At 39.2% G+C, this 20,416-nt stretch carries 19 protein-coding genes and 3 tRNA genes; 9 read left to right on the top strand and 13 right to left on the bottom strand.

Annotation, left to right across the window (positions count from 1 at the left end; all coding sequences use genetic code 11):
* Positions 1 to 167: 167 nt before the first annotated feature.
* Together ACSLUH_RS12695 and ACSLUH_RS12690 are read right to left on the bottom strand one after the other, a co-directional pair.
* Positions 168 to 962: a M48 family metallopeptidase gene (locus ACSLUH_RS12695; protein WP_448567534.1), complete on the bottom strand. Its 795-nt coding sequence runs from the start codon at positions 960 to 962 to the stop codon at positions 168 to 170.
* A 99-nt stretch (positions 963 to 1,061) separates the two neighbouring features.
* Positions 1,062 to 1,655: a hypothetical protein gene (locus tag ACSLUH_RS12690; protein ID WP_448567532.1), complete on the bottom strand. Its 594-nt coding sequence runs from the start codon at positions 1,653 to 1,655 to the stop codon at positions 1,062 to 1,064.
* 93 nt (positions 1,656 to 1,748) lie between these two features.
* Between ACSLUH_RS12690 and ACSLUH_RS12685 the strand changes: the two genes are divergently transcribed.
* Positions 1,749 to 2,111 (top strand): hypothetical protein, encoded by a 363-nt coding sequence (locus ACSLUH_RS12685; RefSeq protein WP_448567530.1) that lies wholly within the window; start codon positions 1,749 to 1,751, stop codon positions 2,109 to 2,111.
* Position 2,112: 1 nt separating this feature from the next.
* Complete coding sequence (locus tag ACSLUH_RS12680; RefSeq protein WP_448567528.1) at positions 2,113 to 2,817, top strand: NAD(P)H-binding protein; 705 nt, start codon at positions 2,113 to 2,115, stop codon at positions 2,815 to 2,817.
* 18 nt (positions 2,818 to 2,835) lie between these two features.
* Here the strand turns inward: ACSLUH_RS12680 and ACSLUH_RS12675 are convergent, their stop codons facing one another.
* From ACSLUH_RS12675 to smc, 4 genes are all read right to left on the bottom strand, one after another.
* Positions 2,836 to 3,156, bottom strand: a complete 321-nt coding sequence (locus ACSLUH_RS12675) for a DUF3392 domain-containing protein (RefSeq protein WP_448567526.1) — start codon at positions 3,154 to 3,156, stop codon at positions 2,836 to 2,838.
* A 2-nt stretch (positions 3,157 to 3,158) separates the two neighbouring features.
* The gene (gene ligA, locus ACSLUH_RS12670; RefSeq protein ID WP_448567524.1) at positions 3,159 to 5,204 is read right to left on the bottom strand and encodes an NAD-dependent DNA ligase LigA; all 2,046 of its coding nucleotides are present in this window, start codon (positions 5,202 to 5,204) and stop codon (positions 3,159 to 3,161) included.
* A gap of 71 nt (positions 5,205 to 5,275) precedes the next feature.
* On the bottom strand, positions 5,276 to 6,376 hold the full coding sequence (zipA, locus tag ACSLUH_RS12665) for a cell division protein ZipA (protein WP_448567522.1): 1,101 nt from the start codon (positions 6,374 to 6,376) through the stop codon (positions 5,276 to 5,278).
* Positions 6,377 to 6,387: 11 nt separating this feature from the next.
* Complete coding sequence (smc, locus tag ACSLUH_RS12660; protein ID WP_448567520.1) at positions 6,388 to 9,924, bottom strand: chromosome segregation protein SMC; 3,537 nt, start codon at positions 9,922 to 9,924, stop codon at positions 6,388 to 6,390.
* 189 nt (positions 9,925 to 10,113) lie between these two features.
* Between smc and cysZ the strand changes: the two genes are divergently transcribed.
* A complete protein-coding gene (gene cysZ / locus ACSLUH_RS12655; RefSeq protein ID WP_448567518.1) occupies positions 10,114 to 10,860 on the top strand; it encodes a sulfate transporter CysZ in 747 nt (248 codons plus the stop codon).
* A gap of 95 nt (positions 10,861 to 10,955) precedes the next feature.
* On the opposite strand, the gene gltX is transcribed toward cysZ, so the two are convergent.
* Complete coding sequence (gene gltX, locus ACSLUH_RS12650) at positions 10,956 to 12,368, bottom strand: glutamate--tRNA ligase (RefSeq protein ID WP_448567516.1); 1,413 nt, start codon at positions 12,366 to 12,368, stop codon at positions 10,956 to 10,958.
* A 313-nt stretch (positions 12,369 to 12,681) separates the two neighbouring features.
* Here gltX and ACSLUH_RS12645 point away from each other — a divergent pair.
* From ACSLUH_RS12645 to ACSLUH_RS12635, 3 genes are all read left to right on the top strand, one after another.
* Positions 12,682 to 12,757: transfer RNA gene (locus ACSLUH_RS12645), tRNA-Val, on the top strand.
* Between the two features lie 35 nt (positions 12,758 to 12,792).
* A tRNA-Val gene (locus ACSLUH_RS12640) sits at positions 12,793 to 12,868 on the top strand.
* A gap of 24 nt (positions 12,869 to 12,892) precedes the next feature.
* Positions 12,893 to 12,968, top strand: a tRNA-Val gene (locus ACSLUH_RS12635).
* A 527-nt stretch (positions 12,969 to 13,495) separates the two neighbouring features.
* Here the strand turns inward: ACSLUH_RS12635 and ACSLUH_RS12630 are convergent.
* The 3 genes from ACSLUH_RS12630 to ACSLUH_RS12620 form a co-directional block, all read right to left on the bottom strand.
* The gene (locus ACSLUH_RS12630) at positions 13,496 to 13,813 is read right to left on the bottom strand and encodes a hypothetical protein (RefSeq protein ID WP_448567514.1); all 318 of its coding nucleotides are present in this window, start codon (positions 13,811 to 13,813) and stop codon (positions 13,496 to 13,498) included.
* A 155-nt stretch (positions 13,814 to 13,968) separates the two neighbouring features.
* Positions 13,969 to 15,708: a gamma-glutamyltransferase gene (gene ggt / locus ACSLUH_RS12625; protein WP_448567512.1), complete on the bottom strand. Its 1,740-nt coding sequence runs from the start codon at positions 15,706 to 15,708 to the stop codon at positions 13,969 to 13,971.
* A gap of 3 nt (positions 15,709 to 15,711) precedes the next feature.
* Positions 15,712 to 16,332 carry a tRNA-uridine aminocarboxypropyltransferase gene (locus ACSLUH_RS12620; protein ID WP_448567510.1) on the bottom strand — a complete coding sequence of 207 codons (621 nt, stop codon included), beginning with the start codon at positions 16,330 to 16,332 and terminating at the stop codon, positions 15,712 to 15,714.
* 101 nt (positions 16,333 to 16,433) lie between these two features.
* Between ACSLUH_RS12620 and rrtA the strand changes: the two genes are divergently transcribed.
* Positions 16,434 to 17,042, top strand: a complete 609-nt coding sequence (rrtA, locus tag ACSLUH_RS12615) for a rhombosortase (RefSeq protein WP_448567508.1) — start codon at positions 16,434 to 16,436, stop codon at positions 17,040 to 17,042.
* Between the two features lie 118 nt (positions 17,043 to 17,160).
* Here the strand turns inward: rrtA and ACSLUH_RS12610 are convergent, their stop codons facing one another.
* The gene (locus tag ACSLUH_RS12610) at positions 17,161 to 17,799 is read right to left on the bottom strand and encodes a GNAT family N-acetyltransferase (RefSeq protein ID WP_448567506.1); all 639 of its coding nucleotides are present in this window, start codon (positions 17,797 to 17,799) and stop codon (positions 17,161 to 17,163) included.
* A 243-nt stretch (positions 17,800 to 18,042) separates the two neighbouring features.
* Positions 18,043 to 18,423: a DUF3192 domain-containing protein gene (locus tag ACSLUH_RS12605; protein WP_448567504.1), complete on the bottom strand. Its 381-nt coding sequence runs from the start codon at positions 18,421 to 18,423 to the stop codon at positions 18,043 to 18,045.
* Between the two features lie 177 nt (positions 18,424 to 18,600).
* Here ACSLUH_RS12605 and ACSLUH_RS12600 point away from each other — a divergent pair, with 177 nt between their 5' ends.
* Positions 18,601 to 18,930 (top strand): hypothetical protein, encoded by a 330-nt coding sequence (locus ACSLUH_RS12600; protein ID WP_448567502.1) that lies wholly within the window; start codon positions 18,601 to 18,603, stop codon positions 18,928 to 18,930.
* A 1-nt stretch (position 18,931) separates the two neighbouring features.
* Here ACSLUH_RS12600 and syd read toward each other — a convergent pair whose 3' ends face one another.
* Entirely contained in the window at positions 18,932 to 19,498 is a 567-nt protein-coding gene (gene syd, locus ACSLUH_RS12595; RefSeq protein WP_448567544.1) for a SecY-interacting protein, read from the bottom strand.
* A gap of 52 nt (positions 19,499 to 19,550) precedes the next feature.
* Between syd and queF the strand changes: the two genes are divergently transcribed.
* Positions 19,551 to 20,396, top strand: a complete 846-nt coding sequence (queF, locus tag ACSLUH_RS12590) for an NADPH-dependent 7-cyano-7-deazaguanine reductase QueF (RefSeq protein WP_448567500.1) — start codon at positions 19,551 to 19,553, stop codon at positions 20,394 to 20,396.
* Positions 20,397 to 20,416: the final 20 nt, after the last annotated feature.

The following is a 20,416-nucleotide window of genomic DNA, read 5'->3' as shown; positions in this document are numbered from 1 at the left end:
AGCTCAAGTAGAGCACCACATCTTACCGATGAAGCGAGAGCGAGCGTATCCAAGATGCGTTAAACCAAAACCTAGCAAATATCCCAAGAAAAAATGCCAGTCAGTTGTTAACTGACTGGCATTAAGCTTTCGCTGCCTTTTTTTATTGCCCTACATTACTGCTAAAACTATTTAGGTTTTACGCAATTTGGCATATTCGTTCCCATTTGCAGTTGTTTTGCCTTCGGCAAATGTTTAGTTAAATCATCTATTCGTGTCTGATTTGATGGGTGAGTTGACATAAACTCGGGAACTGAACTTTTGCTATGTTTCGCCATATTTCCCCACAACTTAATAGCTGCATTAGGCGAAAACCCTGCAGTCGCCATTAGTTCTTGGCCGATAATATCTGCTTCACTTTCATGAGATCGACTATAAGGCATGACAACACCAAACTGTAAGCCAAGACCTAAACCTGCCATTAATAACCCTTTGTTCTCGTTACTGACATTGGCGCTTAAAAATACGTCGGCAAGCACTAAACCACCTTGTGCAACGTAATTAGCCGACAAACGCTCATTTGAATGCTGCTCAACGACATGCGCCACTTCATGACCTATAATTGCTGCTAATTGATGTTGATCTTCTGCAACAGAAAGAATGCCCGAGTAAACACCAATTTTACCGCCAGGTAAGGCAAATGCGTTAATTTGTTCAGAATCAAAAACAACAACCTCCCAGCTACCATCGTGCACCGATTTGTCAACGTGTTTTGTAATTGCACCTGCGACACACTGCACATAACCATTAAGCGCTTTATTGGTCGAAACTTTCTGTTTTTCTTTCATTTCGTTGAAAGATTGAATGCCCATTTTGTTTAAATCATCTCCTGAAAAGAGCATGATCTGGTTACGGCCGGTAGATGACTTTGCACAACCTGCCAAAGCGATAATTGCACAACAACACCAAATTTTAACGTTCACTTTGCTATCCCTCTATTACTCGTAAATTATGACTAACCAATAACTATTAACTTTTAACTTTTAACTTTTATTACCCAAACAGCGTGTTAACTTTTGCGGTTAAGTTTTTTTCAGGTTAATAATTGTTTCTTTTCCTTTGCTAACACCATAAATGTCGTTAGGTGCAAAACCTAACGTTATATGAAAATCTTTGGCTGGTAACCCTAGTGATTCTCGCATTAACTGCCCTTGAGTTGAGGTAACTATCACAAAATAAGTTTGCGCTTCTTCTTTTGATACTGTCCCTAACTCGTATAATTCAACCGTTATTTTTTTGCCCAACAATTGGCGACTTGATTGATATCGTTGATATTCATAAGGGTTGATAACAGTAACGTGAAACTGATGATGATCTCGTTTCTGTTGATGCGAACGAAACTCGAGAAATCGATTAGCGGTTATCTGCTTTAACTTGCTCAAATAGCCACGTAGAATATCGTCAGGCACGATCGCACCAATATATTCTAGGCCAGCGTTATCCGTTAACTTTGTTAACTCTAACGTTATTAAACGTTGCGAAATGTCCGGTTGATTGTCAGCTATCCTTTCTTTTAATTGATTATCCTCATAAGTGAATGTTTTGGCACTTATTTGGCCAGAAATTGCTATACTTAGCGTTGTAACAAGACATATGCTTAAAAGAAAAAGTTTCATAAATAATTTATGGGATCTTACATCGAAGGCAATTAGCAAAACTATAACATGATTTGTAAAATCATACATTTTCAAATCAAGGAATTATAACCATTGAAACGCATGCTATCTCCAGAATTATTTAACAATTTAGCCATTACGTTATATGACTTTCGTTGGCGAATCATCTTATGGAGTATTTGTTCCTTTGTTTTATCCTTTGTGCTTCAACAACAGCTTCACAAACAAGCCCCATACGTATTTTTAATCATAACCTTGTCATTACTATTTTTAGCATTGCAATCGTTGGTATTGGCCGCTTTTATCTTTTTCTTTCAGCGCCTACCGTCAAACCAATATCAACAAGACGGATTACATTATTTCTATCGAGCGATAGAGTGGTGCGAGACACTGTTATTTACCATATTATTGCCTTTACCTCTACTCATGTTTATCTACGCGCTTTGGGTAATATAATATGTCTGAACACGCCTTAACTTCACCGGTTCCGTTAACTAAAACCTTAGTCATTGGTGCTACCGGGTTGACTGGGCAAGCGTTAGTAAATCATCTACTTGAAGATTCACATGCAAAAGAAATTCACTTGTTTGTTAGACGAAAGTTAGACATAGCGCACGAGAAGCTCTCTCAACATGTTATCGACTTTGACAATCTCGCAGTTTTTGAGCACTTGTTCGCTAACAGCACGGTATTTTGTTGTTTGGGTACTACGATAAAACACGCAGGCTCTCGCGAAAACTTTTATTGGGTTGATGTTGAGTTAGTAACACAATGCGCTAAATTAGCGGTTACTGCAAAAAGTCTACAGTTAGTGGTGATAAGCGCTATCGGCGCGAATTCTCGATCATTGCTCTTTTACAATCAGTGCAAAGGAGTTATGGAAGAGAATATTGTAAAACTTTGCAAAAACAGTGAGACACAACTCATTATTTGTCGGCCAAGTCTGCTCTTAGGAAGCAGAAAGCAGCCAAGATATTTAGAGCAAAGTTTATCGTTCATTAGTCGTTGGTTGCCTTTCCTTTTTAAGGGTTGGTTTAAACGATGGAAACCAATCCAAGCCACGCTTCTTGCAAAGGCGATGATAAGGCTAGTCAAACAACTTAAGAACGATAAAATTTCGGTTGTAGAGAATAACGATCTACACCGCTTGTCGAACTCTTAGCAATTAAAATAAAAACCATTAAATATGGCGTTGTTTTTGTGCATACATGCCAAGCAAAAGAAACACGATTAAGATACTCGGCATAATATAGAGATCGGGGATCTTATTTAGTTGTTGATTGAGTAACGACGTCAAATAAATAGTCAATAATCCATAACCAAAGGCACAAACTAAAACAAAAACCAAACTTCGAACAATAAAATGTTGTTTAGAAACCAGTTTTTTAACCGCATTATTAATATCGTTGCCAAAAATGACCAATAGCGTTGCAATAATTGCTAACGATGCTTGATATTGAAATGGTCTAAAACTTTGACCAAGTGCGTTCAACCACTCCACAACTAATCACCATATTGCTCAAAAAGCGCCATCATTTGTTCTTCTGTTAAAACATCCACGTTAAGCGCTTGTGCTTTAGCCAGCTTAGAGCCCGCTTTTTCTCCAGCGACAAGGTAATCAGTTTTTGCCGAAATACTTCCCGACACTTTCGCCCCCAACGCTTGAAGTTTATTTTTTGCTTCAGTACGGCCCATTTGACTCAAGGTCCCCGTTAACACGAATGTTTTGTCCAACAAAGGTAACTCATCAACTGATTTCTTCTCGATAGCTGGCCAAGTTAGCACCTGAGTTAATTGCGCTATCACCTCTAAGTTATGTTCTTGCTCAAAGAAATTAACAATATTTTGAGCAACAACAACGCCAACATCAGGTACTTCTTGCAAACTCTCTTCATCAGCCTCCTTAATGGCTTCAAACGTAAGAAAATGCTGCGCTAAGTTATTGGCTGTTGCTTCACCAACTTCCCTGATCCCTAGAGAGTATATAAATTTAGCTAACGTCGTATGTTTTGCACTTTCAATAGCATTTACTAAATTCTTCGCTGATTTTTGCCCCATTCGTTCCATGGTGCTGATATCGAGTTCTGACAATTTAAATAGATCGGCTGGCGTTTTAATCAGGCCTTCATCAACCATTTGCTCAACAAGTTTGTCACCTAACCCATCGATATCTAATGCTTTTCTTGAAGCAAAATGCTTTATCGCTTCTTTTCGTTGCGCACCACAAAACAAGCCACCACTGCAACGCAATACCGCTTCTCCTTCTACCTTTGTAACATCTGACTGACATATTGGGCAGAGGGTTGGAAAGTGAATTTCGGTGCTGTTTTCAGGGCGTCTCTCTAAAACAACACTGACAATTTGCGGAATAACATCACCCGCACGACGGACAATGACGGTATCTCCGATGCGAATACCTAAACGCGTGATCTCATCTTGATTGTGCAAGGTGGCGTTACTCACGGTAACACCACCAACAAATACCGGCTGTAATCTCGCAACAGGCGTAATTGCCCCGGTTCGGCCAACTTGAAACTCAACATCCTGGAGAATGGTTAACTCTTCCTGTGCAGGAAATTTATAGGCCGTCGCCCACCTTGGCGCTCTGGCAACAAACCCTAAGACTTTTTGCAGTTCAATATCATCAACTTTAAACACGGTTCCGTCTATTTCATAAGGTAGTTGGATTCTTTTGGCCAGTATTTGTTGATAATACGATTCGACTCCTTCGCTATCTTCGAGTAATTTAACTTCCGGACACATTGGCAGCCCAAGTTCACAAATTTGACATAAGCGCTCAAAATGAGAATCCGCTAACCAAGCCTCTCCCAAAGAAGGATTTCCTTGATGTTCAACATAGCCGACACCATAAGCATAAAATGCCAAATTACGCTTTGCAGTTATTTTTGAATCTAACTGACGTAAGCTTCCTGCTGCCGCATTTCTTGGGTTAGCAAAAGTTTTCAAGCCCTTGCTAATCGCTTCATCGTTTAGTTTTTCAAAACTAGCTTTAGGCATGAAGACTTCACCACGAACTTCAATAATGTCTGGAAAGTCAGTTCCGTTAAGTCTCAACGGTATACTTTTAATCGTCCTAACGTTTTCAGTGATATTTTCACCAACGGTGCCATCTCCGCGTGTTGCCGCTTGAACAAGCACACCATGTTCATATCGCAGGCTCACTGCTAAACCATCTAACTTAGGTTCAGCACAAAATTTAATATTATCTTTCGCCTTTAACCGATCATTGATACGGTCAACAAAACTTTGCCACTCTTGCACCGAAAATACATTATCAAGAGACAACATCGGTAATTGATGTGTTACTTGGGTAAATACTTTAAGCGCTTCTCCTCCAACCCTTAGCGTAGGTGAATCAGAGGTTTTAAGTGCTGGATATTCGGTTTCAAGTACGATCAACTCTCTCATCAAACGGTCATATTCACTGTCTGGAACAGTTGGCTGATCAAGTACGTAGTACTCATGGTTATATTGGTTTAATAATTGATGCAGCTCAGCTACGCGGGCGTTAATTACAGAGTCGGACATAGAGGTTACTTATGTTTTGGTTATTATTAAGAATAAACAAACCCCGTGTTATCGACGGGGTCAGAATACAGTTATGCGTGAGCAATTCTACTTCGACGATCAAACTCTCTAATTTTGCTAATGTAATGTTGCTCGGTTTGTTTCGTCATAACACTGCGCTTATCATCGAGAAGTTGACCATTAAATTCTGCACAAAGTTGTTTTGCTGCTGACATCATTTGTTCAAATACTTCAAATGGGTCTCCTGCATTTGGCAGGGTCATAAACAAGCTAACACCTTGTGTTGTAAAGCTTTCCATATCGTCTAAGTTAAAGGTGCCAGGATTCATCATATTGGCTAAACTGAAGGTTACTTTCCCATTACCCGCGTTATCTTGGTGGCGATGAAAAATATCCATATCACCAAAGCGTAAGCCCAAGGTAAGTAAAGTCGGTAATAATGCTGCTCCACTGATCAGATTATTCTCGGTCATCACAACAGATACAACAATTACCTCTGGCTCGATTTCTGGGGGTTTTTCTAACACAGGATCACTTTTGCGTTTTGAACCACTCGTTTCATGTTCAACTGCCTCAAAAGCATCGCCAAAATTTATCTCCATTTGGTTACGTTTTAGGTGTTCAGCTGATTTTTCTGGTTTCTTTTTCGCTGAAGTTGTTCTTGCAATCGTTTTTTTCGGATGTATAACCGGCTCTTGATAAACCTTGTCTTCTTTTAGTTCAGGATTTAGTTCAGCAGTTGTTTTATTAAGACTTTCTTCTCCCCTTACTTGTGACGACTGGGCTTGAGGCGGGGTATCAAAAATAGGCGGCTGTTCATGAATATCATGAAGGTCCCCTAAGGTTGGTTCCAAAGTTGGTGTATCTTTTTGACGTTCTTCAAGATCATGAGGTAATGGCTCTTCATCATAATTTGGCGCTGGAGCCGGTTCGTGAGGTATTTCATCGTCATTAAGGGTACTAGCACTGACAACGCGAACACGCCCCACCCCATCTTGATCAAAGCCTGAGCTATCGAAGCCTCGCTCCATAGGCTCAATTTTTTCAGCTTTAGCTTTAAGTTTATATGGATTTTTATTTTTTCTAATTGTCCAGAAGCCGTGTATAAAAATGGCTGCTATCACTATAGCACTGAGAATAATTAGTACGGTTCTAAAATTATCTTCCATCATCTAGCCTATTCTTATGATACATCTGCCATGGCTATCGCTTCGTCAACATCAACCGAGACCACTCTTGAAACCCCTGCTTCAAACATAGTAACCCCGGTTAGATGACTCGCCATCTCCATTGCAATTTTATTATGACTAATATATATAAACTGCACCGTCTGGGACATTTCCCGAACTAAGTTACAAAAACGCCCAACGTTTGCATCGTCTAACGGTGCGTCGACTTCATCAAGCATACAAAATGGCGCTGGATTCAATCGAAATATTGCGAAAACTAAAGAAAGTGCCGTTAATGCTTTTTCTCCACCTGACAATAAGTGAATGGTACTATTTTTCTTACCTGGCGGTCTTGCCATAATTGTAACGCCAGTTTCAAGTAGGTCATCGCCAGTTAACATCAAGTAAGCCGTTCCTCCACCGAACACTTTAGGAAACAGTGTTTGTAAATCTTGATTTACCTGATCAAATGTTAGCTTAAATTTATGACGACTTTCTCGATCTATTTTCACTATAGCTGATTCTAACGTCGAAATTGCAAGATTTAAATCCTCATCTTGCTGATCTAGGTAATTTTTCCGCGTTATTTGCTGATTATATTCATCAATTGCTGCTAAATTAATCGCTCCTAGTTCACTTAATTGTTTAGTCGTGCGGGTAAGTTTTATTTGCCACTGGCCTTCACTCGCATTACTAGGCAAGTTTTTCTCTAATTCATCAGGTAAATGTCCTAACTCTGTCATCAGCTCTTCGGTATTTTCCATTTTAAGACGAGCGTTTTCCATCGATAGTCTTTGTTGTGACAAGTTATTGTTGAATTGCTCAATTTGTCGCTGCAATTTATGTTTTGTTTGTTCATGCTGCTCAAGTGTATGCTCTGCCACTTCTATCTCTGAGACTAAATCATTGAGTTTAAGTTCAACCTGTGCGTACTGGTCTATTTGCTGATTCAGCAACCTTTCTTCGTTTTCTAGTGGAGCAACAAGTTGCTGTAACTCTTTGTCTACTATTTCAAGATGAGCCTGCTCTTTAGCTAAGTTTTCTTGATGACGCTGAACATGTTGAACTGCATGTTGTAATTGTTGTTTGTTTTGCTCTACATTAAGTTCTAACTGATGCTTTTGATGTTGAAGCTGTTCACGCTGGAGCTGAAATTCAGTTAATTGCTGGGCCAATACGTGATATTGCTGTTCAAGCGTTAACTCCGAGTCGCTTTCGCTAACATCAGAATGACTGGTAAAATGGCTATACTGCTCTTCGTGCTCACGAAGGCTAACAATGGTTGTTTGATAACGCTGTTGCAATGAAGCTAACTCGTTACGGAGCGCTTCACTTTTCTCAGTATTATGTAACTGTTTTTCCTGCTCTACAGCTGCTTGTTTTTGTTTTTCAACAACAATCTGCTTTACGTGATTGTATCGACTAGTGAGTTGGTTACGAGTATCTAATAGTTTATCACGAAAAGTAGCATATTGTTGTTCTTGCTCGTTCAACGAGCTCAACTGTTTTTTCAGTTGGTCAAGGGATTGCTCTAATACCAATAGTTCATTTTTCTGTTCTATGACACCTTGCGTCAAAGATGAGTGATTAGTATTAACAGGCTGACCTTTGATGATAAAATGTTGACCCAGCCACTCTCCGTGCTTTGTAACTATACTCTGCTCTGGCGTTAAAATTTCACGTAAACGCAGAGCTTCATCTAGATCATTGGCAAGCAAAATCTGAGCAAGGATTGGCTGAATGGTTTTATTCACTTCTGGATCTTGATGATGTACTTTCGCAGCTAAACTTTGCCTATCATTTGCCTCGATTGTCGATAGACTATCGTTACCAACGACCAACAAACGTAAAACCTCAGGAAGTTCTTCTTCAAGCAATTGTCTAAAGTGTTCGCTTGGGAAAATGTTGGCATTAACAAAATGATGTAAAACAAGCTCAGTCGCTTTTTCCCAACCTGGCTCAACGTCGATCTTGTCACTAAATAGTATATCGCTGCCGAGAAGTTTATTAACAAAAGATCGTTGTTCAACTTGCCAATCTAACTTGGCGCGAGCTCTTTTTTCAAGCTGTTCGATTTGAGCTTGGTGTGATTTCTCTCGACCAAGCAAGCTTCCCTTATTTTGTGCCGCAGCTTGTTGTTGACAATTTACTTCGTTTAGCTGGTGTTCAATAGTTTCTAACTGTTGTTCAAGCTCATCGAGTTGATCTTGTTCTTCTTGACACTCATAACGCGTCTCCCGCTCTTTATTGTTATTGTCAGTTAGCGTTTTATATTGTTTAGTGACAATGCTAATGCGCTCAAAAAGATAATCTTTGGTGGTCGATAGTTTTTCAATAGTTGCTAATAAAGATTCCCTTTTTTGCTGATGGTTACGTTGAAACTCGAGGTCTTTTTGCCACGCTTGATAAACATTTTGTTGCTTAACTTGTACTTGCGTTACTTCCTTTTCTAGCTGACGTAATGCGCTAGCCAATTGTTCAATGCTCTCGTTTGAACCATGTTCGTTCGATTGACGACAATGACTAAGTTCTTGCTGCGCTAATGCCAATAACTCTTGTGTTTTCTCTAGCTGCTGTCTCGCCTTTAACGCATCAGATTGATATTTTTGAATCTGCTGCTTGCGGTGCTTTACCGCTTGTTCATTGGCTGCAATTTTTTGAGCTAAATCTAACTTCTCGTTTTGAATCGCTTGGTGTTCTGATGTTGCATTTTTTAGCGTTTGCTTAACGGTAAACAAACTCAGCTCGTGATCGCTTAACGATTGATTTGCCGAAGTTATTTCTGTCTGAATTTTTTTAATCGTTTGCTCAATGGTAGTAAACTGTTCAGCATGCTTTTGCCATTTTAAATAAGCTAATTCTGCTTTTAGTAATCGCTCTTCAGTCTTTAATATCTTAAAACGTTTCGCAGCTTGCGCTTGCCCATATAAATGTTCAAGTTGATGAGCCAATTCAACGCGAATGTCATTTAAACGATCAAGGTTTTCTCGGGTATGACGAATACGGTTTTCAGTATCTTTGCGCCGTTCTTTATATTTAGAAATACCCGCAGCTTCTTCAATAAACGTACGCAGCTCTTGAGGTTTAGATTCAATAAGCCGAGAGATGGTGCCCTGTTCAATAATCGCGTAGCTTCTAGGGCCAAGACCAGTTCCTAAGAATATATCGGTAATGTCTTTACGACGACATTTACTACCATTGAGAAAATAGCTGCTTTGACTGTCTCGATTAACCACGCGCCGTATTGAAATTTCATTTCGATCGGCAAGACTTCCTTGAAAATGACCCGCCATATTTTCAAAAACCAGCTCTACACTCGCCTGCCCAACAGGCTTTCGGCTGGTAGCACCGTTAAATATCACGTCGGTCATGGCATCGCCACGGAGGTTTTTTGCTGAGCTTTCTCCTAAAACCCAGCGAACAGCATCAATAACATTTGATTTACCACAACCATTAGGGCCAACGATCGCAGTCATATCATGTTCAAATGTGACTTTTGTTTTATCCACGAAGGATTTAAAGCCAGCTAATTTAATTTGCTTTAAGCGCATAATGCTAAATATTTCTCGCCCAATTTACCTATGCCTTGACCGACGGTATTGGATTCTTATGTGGTTTCTCGCTCACTCTAGCAGAAAGCGAATGACTTTGTAACAACTTGCCTCTATTCAAATGACATCAGAATTTTTATACTTATTGTGAATGAAAAATTAAAATCAACTAAGTGACTCAAATTACAAATGAATGTTAAACAACCTTATGCTAACAGCGGTGCTGGATACCTAATCAAAGGCTTTGAGCTAATTCGCATGAAAGGGATAAGACGATTTGTTTTTATTCCTTTAGCGATAAATTTAGTGCTATTTTCTTTTGCTTTTTATTACTTAATACTTGAATTACAAAGCTATATGACTGCAATAGAAGCATGGTTACCCGACTATATGTCTTGGGTTAGCAGTATACTCTGGCCAGTTGCCATTTTATTTATTTTGGTGATGTTCTCTTTTATCTTTAGCTCTGTCAGTAATTGGCTTGCTGCACCATTTAATGGCCTGCTTGCTGAAAAAATGGAAGCGCTACTTACCGAACGCCAACCGCCATCAGGAAGTGCTACTGGAATTATTAAAGACATTCCTCGCACACTGAGCCGCGAATGGTGCAAGTTCCGCTATTACCTACCACGAGCAATTGGGTTTTTCTTGCTTTACTGGATCCTTCCTGTAATTGGTCAAGTATTATGGTTTTTATTTCTCGCATGGATGATGGCGATCCAATATAAAGACTACCCATTTGACAACCATAAAGTAAATTTCGATGAGATGAGGCGTGCTTTATCCCATAAAAAAGGATTAAGTTATAGTTTTGGTATCACCACTGCGATTTTTTCAATGTTGCCAATTGTTAACTTAGTTGTTATGCCCGTAGCCATTTGCGGTGCAACTGCACTTTGGGTTGACCATTATCGTGAAGAGTTCTCGAGTTATTAAACACTAAACTTTCTAAATATATAGGGACGATTAAAAAAGGCTTAAATGATGATCATCATTTAAGCCTTTTTTTCACATTAACAATTGTGCTTGAATTAACTGTTAGCGATACGCTCAGAAATAGCCGCTAATGCCAAATCAATGCGAGCTAACACTTTTTCTTTAGGCAATAATTCAAGCGTTATATCTAGAGAAGGTGAGTTTCCAGCACCGGTTGCAGCAACACGCAGCGGCATTCCCACTTTGCCCATGCCTAATTCAAGTTCCTCAGCCGTCTCATTGATCGCTGCATGAATTGCTTCGGCTTTCCAATCGGTTAACGCAGCCAATTTTTCTTTAACCAACATTAACGGTTGCTGAGCTACTGGGCGTAAATGCTTTTTCAACGCTGTCGCATCAAACTCGCTAAAATCTTGATAAAAATAGCGTGAAATCTCAGCCATTTCTTTTAATGTTTTAACACGGTCTGCTTGTACTTTTACAACGTCAGCTAACGCTGGACCAACACTGGTGTCAATCCCTTGGTCTTTCATATGCCATGCTAAATGCTCCGCAACATATGCAGGATCTAGGGTTTTCATATAATGTTGATTTACCCAAATCAGCTTGTCAGTGTTAAATGCTGAAGGTGCACGGTTACAACCGGTTAAGTCAAAAAGTTCAATCATTTCTTCACGAGAAAAAATTTCTTGGTCACCATGAGACCAACCTAAACGCACCAAATAATTGAGTAGCGCTTCTGGTAAATAGCCATCATCGCGATATTGCATGACACTAACGGCACCATGACGTTTAGACAAACGCTTGCCATCGTCACCTAATATCATTGGAATATGAGCGTATTGTGGTACAGGGGCCCCCAGTGCTTTTAATATATTAATTTGACGGGGGGTGTTATTGACATGGTCGTCACCACGAATAACATGAGTCACCTTCATATCCCAGTCATCAACGACTACGGTTAAATTGTAAGTTGGCGAACCGTCAGAGCGAGCAATAATGAGATCATCAAGTTCTTCATTGTTAATAGTAATGTCACCTTTAACAATATCATTGATAACAACACTTCCCGTTAAAGGGTTCTTAAAACGAATCACATAAGGCTTATCTTCTGGGTAGTCTGTTCTTTCCCGCCACATGCCGTTATATTTTTCTTTCTCACCTTTAGCGCGTGCTTCTTCGCGCATAGCTTCGACTTCTTCTGGCGTGCAATAGCAACGGTAAGCATGACCAGACTCGACCAATTGTGCGATAACTTCTTTATAACGATCAAAACGTTTTGTTTGGAAAAATGGGCCTTGGGTCCAATCTAAGTTTAACCACGTCATGCCATCCATGATTGCATCAACAGATGCTTGAGTTGAGCGTTCAAGGTCTGTATCTTCAATACGTAAAATAAAATCACCACCATTTTTTTTAGCATATAGCCAACTATATAAGGCAGTTCGTGCGCCACCAACATGCAAGTATCCTGTCGGGCTTGGCGCAAAACGTGTTGTTAAGCTCATAAAGATCTCTCTAGGTTAATCAAATTGACAAAACAGTACGGCTTAACTTACTAAATCTCGACACGCACGTACTTTGCCATGATAAAAATGGCGGCTATTTTATCAGGCAAACCCCGTTAATACACCCTCTAAAAAGAGAATTAATTCGATAAATTAAAATAACTCGTATTTTTAACGCACTGGAAAGTCTATAAAATAATCAAGATGTTGAAAAATAGACCATTCGATTCATTTTCATTAAAAAAGGTAAAAAAAAGCCACTGTTTTTGTTGACAGCTTTTTGGATGTGCCTATAATACGCCCCCACAGAGACGGACGATTAGCTCAGTTGGGAGAGCACCGCCCTTACAAGGCGGGGGTCACTGGTTCAAGCCCAGTATCGTCCACCACTTCTGATATAAGTAGTCTCTTGTGCAATAAAATTGGACGATTAGCTCAGTTGGGAGAGCACCGCCCTTACAAGGCGGGGGTCACTGGTTCAAGCCCAGTATCGTCCACCACTATTTTATTGTGTCTATACCAATGGACGATTAGCTCAGTTGGGAGAGCACCGCCCTTACAAGGCGGGGGTCACTGGTTCAAGCCCAGTATCGTCCACCACTTAAATTATCTTATTTAATTCCATACGCTTAAAGTCGAAATTATCTGTTTAGAGCTATATTGCGGCACTAGAAAAGTTAAAACACCTTCTACTCTTTACAACCCGCGCCATGTCACTGGTTCAAACCCAGTATCGTCCACCACTTAACTATTCTTAATTTACTTATCGTTCTTGCCCATTAAACTATTTGCTTAGAACATTTGCCTTTAATATCGCATTAAAAAAGTTAGAACACCTTCTGCTCTTTATAACAGGTGCTGTGCTGCTTATTTAAGCCCGCACACTCTACAGTAAAAACTTAACGAAACAAATTTTTGATATTATCCATTGTTAAATTGCAACCAAACTCCTTTTGAATTAAGACATTAAACGCACTACAAACCATTAAACTGTTTAAATTATCGCTACACTGGGAACTAGAAATGAAAAATTAGGATAAAGGAGTAGCTGCAAATAAAAGCAGCTACTAGTTATATGAGTAATGCTAATGTAAAAAACTCTAATAGAAAGGTGTAGTGATATTAATCTAGTATATGTAAACTGACTTCAGTTTAATCCACGTTGTATCTTCGCAACCTTCTGTAACAACAGTGACGTTAGAGTTAGTTTCTCTGGCATGATAAATATTTTTTAATAAGTTCTCATTTGGAGCATGCAACCCTACCCAACCATTATAAGACGGACACTCGCCATTTAGCTCAGCATCAGGAAAACCAGTATCAAGTTTTATAGCTACATGGCCTTCGTTATCTGCATATATTTGAACAATTTTCCCTCTATCAACACTTACTGCGCCAGCGGATGTAGCCATCATTATGGTTAACGATACAAACAATTTTTTCATTCCAACTCCTATATAAAATGTAATATTTATTGTGCTTATGATTCGCCAACTGTTTGTAACACATATGTTAATAAAACATCAATTGGAATATTATGAAATCAATTATATTAAAAATTGAAATAATCCAACATTAATCATGAATAATTACACATGCACTATTGTCCCATAGCAACCCCTTCTCTGCGAGGGTCAGCACCGCCGATAAGACCATTGGATGTTACCTCAATACCATGTAAACCACTGTTAAGGTCACGTATAACAACGTTATGCCCCATGCGTTTAAGCCCTGAAGCGAGGGTTTCTAACCAACTTCCTTGCTCTATCGTTGTCACCTTATTGCGGTTGGTTACCTTAGGTAAATTGATCGCCGTTTGAATATCCATATTCCAATCAATAACGGCTAATAATGTTTGTGCAACATAATTGATGATTCGACTACCACCTGGAGAACCAACGACCAAACGTAAACTGCCGTCTGGATTAAATACCATCATGGGTGCCATTGAACTGCGAGGTCGCTTTTTAGGTTCGACGCGGTTGGCGACAAGCTTACCATTGCGCTCTGGTGATAATGAAAAATCAGTTAACTGATTATTTAAAATAAAGCCCTCAACCATCACTGTTGAGCCAAAGCCCATTTCAATACTCGTCGTCATTGAAACAGCGTTTCCATCTTTGTCGACTATCGAAATATGACTGGTTGACGGTAGCTCATAGCTATCGTCAGCCGCATACGTTATGAGCTCATCAAACTGACCGGCTTTAGCAAGCCCCAAATCTTTTTTCAAAGGTATCTGCGCAGCACGACGTTTAAGGTATTGCTTATCAAGCAAAGATGACACAGGAACATCGGCAAAATCACTATCAGCTATGTAATGATTTCGATCTGCAAAGGCTAACTTCGAACTCTGGGTAAATAAATGAATGGTATTGATATCATTAAACCGACGTTGTTCAAGTTTAAAAGGTTCTAACATTCCTAAGATTTGTATCACAGCTACGCCACCAGAGCTTGGCGGTCCCATGCCACAAATTTCGTATTGCTTATACCCCCCACAAACCGGTTCACGTTTTACTGGCTTATATGAAGCCAAATCACTTTTAGTCAGCAAGCCTGGCGCTATGTCAGCCTGTTGCACGGCTTTGACTATACTGTCGGCGATCCACCCTTGATAAAACGGTGTAATTCCCTCTTTTGCAAGACTTCTCAACACCTTTGCCAATTTAGGGTTCTTTAGGCGATCACCCGCTTTAACTTGATGGCCATCAGGATAAAAATATTGCTTTATCTCACTTAATTTTTTTACCCCAGGATTGATATTCATTGCCAACAATTTTTCTAACCGAGGTGATACAATAAAGCCTTGTTCTGCAAGTTCTATTGCCTTGCCAAATAACGACTCCCAAGGTAACTTACCGTGTTCATCATGGGCTAATTTCATTGCACTTAATACACCAGGAACACCTACTGAACGCCCACCAACGACTGCGTCTATCCAAGAAACAGTCTGACCATTAGCACCAACAAAAAGCTGGTCATTCACTTTTTTCGGGGCAGTCTCGCGGCCATCGTAAGTTTGCAACTGCTTAGTTTGTTTATCCCAATACAGCATAAAGCTACCACCACCTATGCCTGAAGACTGAGGCTCGACAAGTGTTAGCACAAGTTGAACGGCTATCGCGGCATCAACAGCACTCCCCCCTTTGGCCAATATATCTTTACCAGCCTGACTCGCATAAGGGTTAGCAGCGACCACCATGTAGTTAGACGCTGTAACTGCCGACTTATTATCGATTGCCGTAGTCGCTTCCGGCTCTCTTATTTCTTGCTTTGCATCAAGTGTAAATGCTGTTAATGCCAATAAAATACTAAACACTCTACTTATTAATAACATGGCTTATCCATTATTCTTGTGTGGTTGTGATTTTACGAATTTTTGTTGGTAGTCATTAAACGCTAAAAACTTGTCCAATAGCGGCTGATAGCGCTTGGCATTTTGTTCTACTATTGACAGCATAAAACAGCTCGCCTCTAACGTAGATAGCGCGCCTTTTTTATCAGTTTTTCTAATCGAGTAACGACACGGAAATTGCTCAGATAAAGCAAAGTGCGTTATTTCGTGCAGAAAATGTGTTAGTTGATATATTTTATAAGCTTTACGCCACGTACCATCTAAAACAATTAAGCAATCAGGTTTCTTGTTCGCTTCAATAATAACCTTAGTATCATTAACATCATCAAATACCACACAGTTGCTATCTGATGGATACAATAATACTGGCCAACTAAACTTGTCTAGCAAAGACTTCACATCGTCTCTTGATGAAAAATCTTCACCAACGAAAACATGTACATTATTCAATGAACCGCTTAGCATAGGAACCGTAGCTTTGTGATTTTTCACTTCGCTTGGATGTTGTAATACAATCAACGTCGTTTGATTATCAATTGTCACCATAAATTGGCAAATACATGTAACCGTGGGACGTAAACAAGATGTACAATAAGCTCTTGCCATCAACCTTGACTCAATGAAGTAACCGATAACGCTATTTTACGTTGTTCAGACGTTATTTTCAGTAGGTATTACGAATAAAATTCTAGGGTTTATCACTTGCTATGTTCAAATTCTCTTCTCTACCAACTCAGCCAATACACTTATTAGGCCCTTTGACATTAATCGCTTTAAGTATTGTGTTATCGTTTTTGAACTTTAATATCGAATCGTCATTGGCCTACCAATCCTTTGCAGTTGAGCAAGGCCAAATTTGGCGGATTATCACTGGACATTTGCTCCATACCAACGAATTCCACTTATTATTGAATATCGTTGCGGTTGTATTACTTTGGTCACTTCACGGCCAATACTTTACACTATTATCATACATAATTGTGCTGTTCGTCCTTGCTTTAGGTACGAGCTTTGGCCTGTATATCAGCTCTCCGACAATGGATACCTATGTAGGACTTTCCGGCATTTTGCATGGCTTATTTATTCTCGGTGCTATTGAAGATATAAAAGCACAAGAAAAAACGGGTTATCTTCTTCTGTTGGGTGTGGTAGTAAAATTAGTCCATGAACAATTTTATGGAGCGAGCAGTGATATCGAGGCCCTGATAGGTGCTAATGTAGCGATCGATGCCCATTTATATGGAGCCCTTGCGGCAATATGTATCGTTATCTTCCAGTACGTTGTAGTTAACGATAAAACAAATCATCGTGTCTAGGGGCTAATAACCTAGGTTTATTTTTTCTGCAATTGGCTATTCTTGATACTGGCAATGCTAGTATTAAAATAGCCATCGTCCCTTTTGTTAAGGTCTTGGGGCTGAGGCCAAAATGACGTTATTCTCGGTAATGAACCATCAATGATCCTGAAACTTTCCCTACGGTCACCTGCTTAATTAATTCGTAGCCGACATCAGTAAAAAACTCTTGATACTTTGATGTCGTTGCATACACTGCTACACCTTCGCTGTCAGGGTGATCGTTAAGTAATGTATTCACAGCTGCCATTAGGTAATGTCCAAAGCCATGATGTTGATGTAAAGGGTGTATTGCAATAAAAGAGAGCATATGAAACTTTTTCATAGGTACTGAAGCGAGAACGATATCTTCTTTTTCAATCATTTGCTTGGTGCCAAAGTACCCAGCACCGAGCAGCATCTTTAAACGCCAATGCCAAAAACGCCCAGAGCCAACCCCTTCATCAGGTTTATTCAAACAGGCCACACCAACCATGGTTTCTCCCAAATACAACCCCACAATAGGTTGCTTTGCTTGCCAGAATGCACTTAACTCTTCCCTTATCGAGGTTCTTAATCTTTGCTCATAATCAGCGCTATCACCGTTAAATATCTCCAGAAAAACAGGATCATCATGATACGCTTGATACAATAGTGATGCCGCCACTTTTAAGTCTTCTGCAACCAAATAAGCAGCCCTGATTTCAACTTCCGTTTGCTGTTCTAACTGTTCATTCATACTGTTGTAACCCTGATAAGATTATTTATTATTATCTCGCTACCATAGCAGGTAAATTAAAATAAGATCAAATTTTAAACACTCACTGCGATTTGATTACATCAATTAGCAAATGGATTATGATGCTAATAAAACTAATCGTAAGATATCTCACTACCCAGACGCATCAGTTCAAAGCCTAAAAGTAAAAAGGCATTAAAAACTGAATTTTTAATGCCTTAAAATAAATTGGTTTCTAATCGATTAGTTATTATACCTTTCGAAATCTGCACCATTACCGGTAGAGACTAAGCTGCCATCAACAAACTTAAGATAAGTACATTCATCTTTTGTCGTTAGGCCATCTTTATGAACGCGATGCGTGCGATAATAAAGTACTTGTACTGTTTTATCATCATGAGTATAAGACTCTGTAAAATCAGCAATGCCTAGCTTTGCTTTTACATCAACAATACTTGACTGTAATGGTGTTTTGGCAATTGCCTTGCGGTTATCATACTCTCTATCATCAAAATCAGAACTCATCACACGAGCATCACCGTCACCATCTACAGCAATAACACAGCCGGTTAAAGAAACGGTTAATGGTAAGATTAAACCTAATGCAATCAATGACTTTTTCATAAAATATTCCTTTGGTTTCATTAATATGTTGTTATGGCAGACATTCAGCAAACAATGAGCCAACATTGTAACATGCTGTTTTTTATAAAAATAACCACTATCACACTAAAATTAATAACGACAGCGGTAACTTTTTTCGCTAAAATATGGTCAATTCCACTTGCGATTATTTTTAATATGACTATTTCTGAAGAAATTTTATGCATTGCCAACCAACTGGCAAATCAAGGTAAAAAGCCAACTGTCGCCCTTATAAAACCAAAATTATCACAACCTGTGCCGTTACCAAGCATAGTGTCGGCATTAAAGACGTGGACTCATCAACCAGAAAGGACAGCTATCTCCCCTCTCAATAAACTAGCCAATATAAGCGCAAGCAACAATAATAACGACATGACTCAAGACATTAATGATGCTATTGAACGGGCTTTACAGCCATTGAAAGCTCAAATTACTGCCTTAGAAAAAGAAGTAACTGAGCTTAAGCAAAAGCTAAACGAGAAATAAGTTATTCTTTGCTAACTAGAGGGGTAAGTGTATCAAAAAATTGTGCTAGAGAATCAGCCAAGCGCTTGTGCGGTTTGCAACCAACGCGTTCTACCCAAACAGAACCATCTTGATTATTAATCGATAAAAAATACTCATCTTGATCAGTCACGGCAAAAAATACCGTAATATCTTGTTTAAGCTTTTTTTTCATCAAAATATGACCAACAATATTTTCTTGCAGTCGTAAAAAGTCCTGCTGACTCCATGGAAATAACAAAGACAAATGTCCTTCGCTGCATACTGCAGCCATGTTATCACCATATATTGTTGTAAAATAACTGACGATGTCAGGGTGAATAGCTAATTCTAGTGCTTGCTCTATATTGCTGAAGGTAAGACTATCCTCAATCTTTTCAGGTTTCCAAGTAATTAAATCTTCATTTAACGGTTGCTTGGTACAAGGCGAAGGCCATTCGCTGTCATGTTCAGTAACAGGTAAGTGTTCAAATTCATCCATAAACGCTTGGACATATCGCTCAGAAAATTCAAGAACCTTCTGTGATAATTTCGTGTTCAACAATATCATCTCCAACCAAAATACTTTAAAATAGTCGCTTTTACTACGCATGCTAAATGTTATGAGCCAATACAGCAACGATTCAATTTTAAAAAGCCTGACCTTAGGAAAAGCAACTGAGTATAGCGATCAGTATGATGCCTCTTTGTTGCAAGCGGTTCCAAGGAGTTTAAACCGCCAACAGTTGAGTATTAGTGAAAATAGTTTGCCTTTTACCGGTGAAGATGTTTGGTATGGTTACGAATTGTCTTGGCTGAATAATAAAGGAAAACCGGTTGTTGCTTTGGCAGAATTTCGTTTCCCTTGTCAGTCAGAAAATATTGTCGAATCTAAATCGTTTAAGCTTTATTTAAACAGTTTTAATCAAAGTTCCTTTGACTCCTGGCAAATCGTCAAGGAAACCCTCATTAATGATTTGAGCGCGCTGACTAAAAGTACCGTGCAGGTAACCTTATTTCCAGTCGATGATTGTCCTGCGTTATTATTTGCTAAGAGCGATTATCAATTACTGGATGATTTAGATATTACCGTTGATAATTATGAGCTCAACCCAGCTTTATTAAATACGGCTAGTGATAATGAAATGGTCGAAGAAAAATTAGTTAGCCATCTTTTAAAGTCTAACTGCCTTATTACCAATCAACCGGATTGGGCCTCTATCTACATTAGTTATGTCGGGCAAAAAATAAACCACGAAGCCTTATTGCAATATCTCGTTTCTTTTCGTCAACACAATGAATTTCACGAGCAATGCGTCGAACGTATTTTCTGCGATATTAGCAAGCATTGTCAGCCAAAAAATCTTACGGTATATGCACGTTATACTCGTCGAGGTGGCTTAGATATAAATCCATTTCGTTCGACACAAGAGATGAAAGCGCCAAATTGTAGGACGCTTCGTCAATAATTATTACATTTAATTTGCGA

This window comes from Thalassotalea ganghwensis (assembly GCF_053485795.1).
Note: the sequence above shows the minus strand (reverse complement) of the source record. Positions and strands in the feature narration are given on the sequence as shown.

Coding starts and splice junctions, on each gene's coding strand:
- ACSLUH_RS12620 (WP_448567510.1), bottom strand. CDS start 16,332: ATGGCAAGAGCTTATTGTACATCTTGTTTACGTCCCACGGTTACATGT.
- ligA (WP_448567524.1), bottom strand. CDS start 5,204: ATGTCCGACTCTGTAATTAACGCCCGCGTAGCTGAGCTGCATCAATTA.
- rrtA (WP_448567508.1), top strand. CDS start 16,434: ATGTTCAAATTCTCTTCTCTACCAACTCAGCCAATACACTTATTAGGC.
- syd (WP_448567544.1), bottom strand. CDS start 19,498: ATGATATTGTTGAACACGAAATTATCACAGAAGGTTCTTGAATTTTCT.
- zipA (WP_448567522.1), bottom strand. CDS start 6,376: ATGATGGAAGATAATTTTAGAACCGTACTAATTATTCTCAGTGCTATA.
- cysZ (WP_448567518.1), top strand. CDS start 10,114: ATGAATGTTAAACAACCTTATGCTAACAGCGGTGCTGGATACCTAATC.
- ACSLUH_RS12680 (WP_448567528.1), top strand. CDS start 2,113: ATGTCTGAACACGCCTTAACTTCACCGGTTCCGTTAACTAAAACCTTA.
- smc (WP_448567520.1), bottom strand. CDS start 9,924: ATGCGCTTAAAGCAAATTAAATTAGCTGGCTTTAAATCCTTCGTGGAT.
- ggt (WP_448567512.1), bottom strand. CDS start 15,708: ATGTTATTAATAAGTAGAGTGTTTAGTATTTTATTGGCATTAACAGCA.
- ACSLUH_RS12600 (WP_448567502.1), top strand. CDS start 18,601: ATGACTATTTCTGAAGAAATTTTATGCATTGCCAACCAACTGGCAAAT.
- ACSLUH_RS12630 (WP_448567514.1), bottom strand. CDS start 13,813: ATGAAAAAATTGTTTGTATCGTTAACCATAATGATGGCTACATCCGCT.
- ACSLUH_RS12610 (WP_448567506.1), bottom strand. CDS start 17,799: ATGAATGAACAGTTAGAACAGCAAACGGAAGTTGAAATCAGGGCTGCT.
- ACSLUH_RS12605 (WP_448567504.1), bottom strand. CDS start 18,423: ATGAAAAAGTCATTGATTGCATTAGGTTTAATCTTACCATTAACCGTT.
- ACSLUH_RS12690 (WP_448567532.1), bottom strand. CDS start 1,655: ATGAAACTTTTTCTTTTAAGCATATGTCTTGTTACAACGCTAAGTATA.
- gltX (WP_448567516.1), bottom strand. CDS start 12,368: ATGAGCTTAACAACACGTTTTGCGCCAAGCCCGACAGGATACTTGCAT.
- queF (WP_448567500.1), top strand. CDS start 19,551: ATGAGCCAATACAGCAACGATTCAATTTTAAAAAGCCTGACCTTAGGA.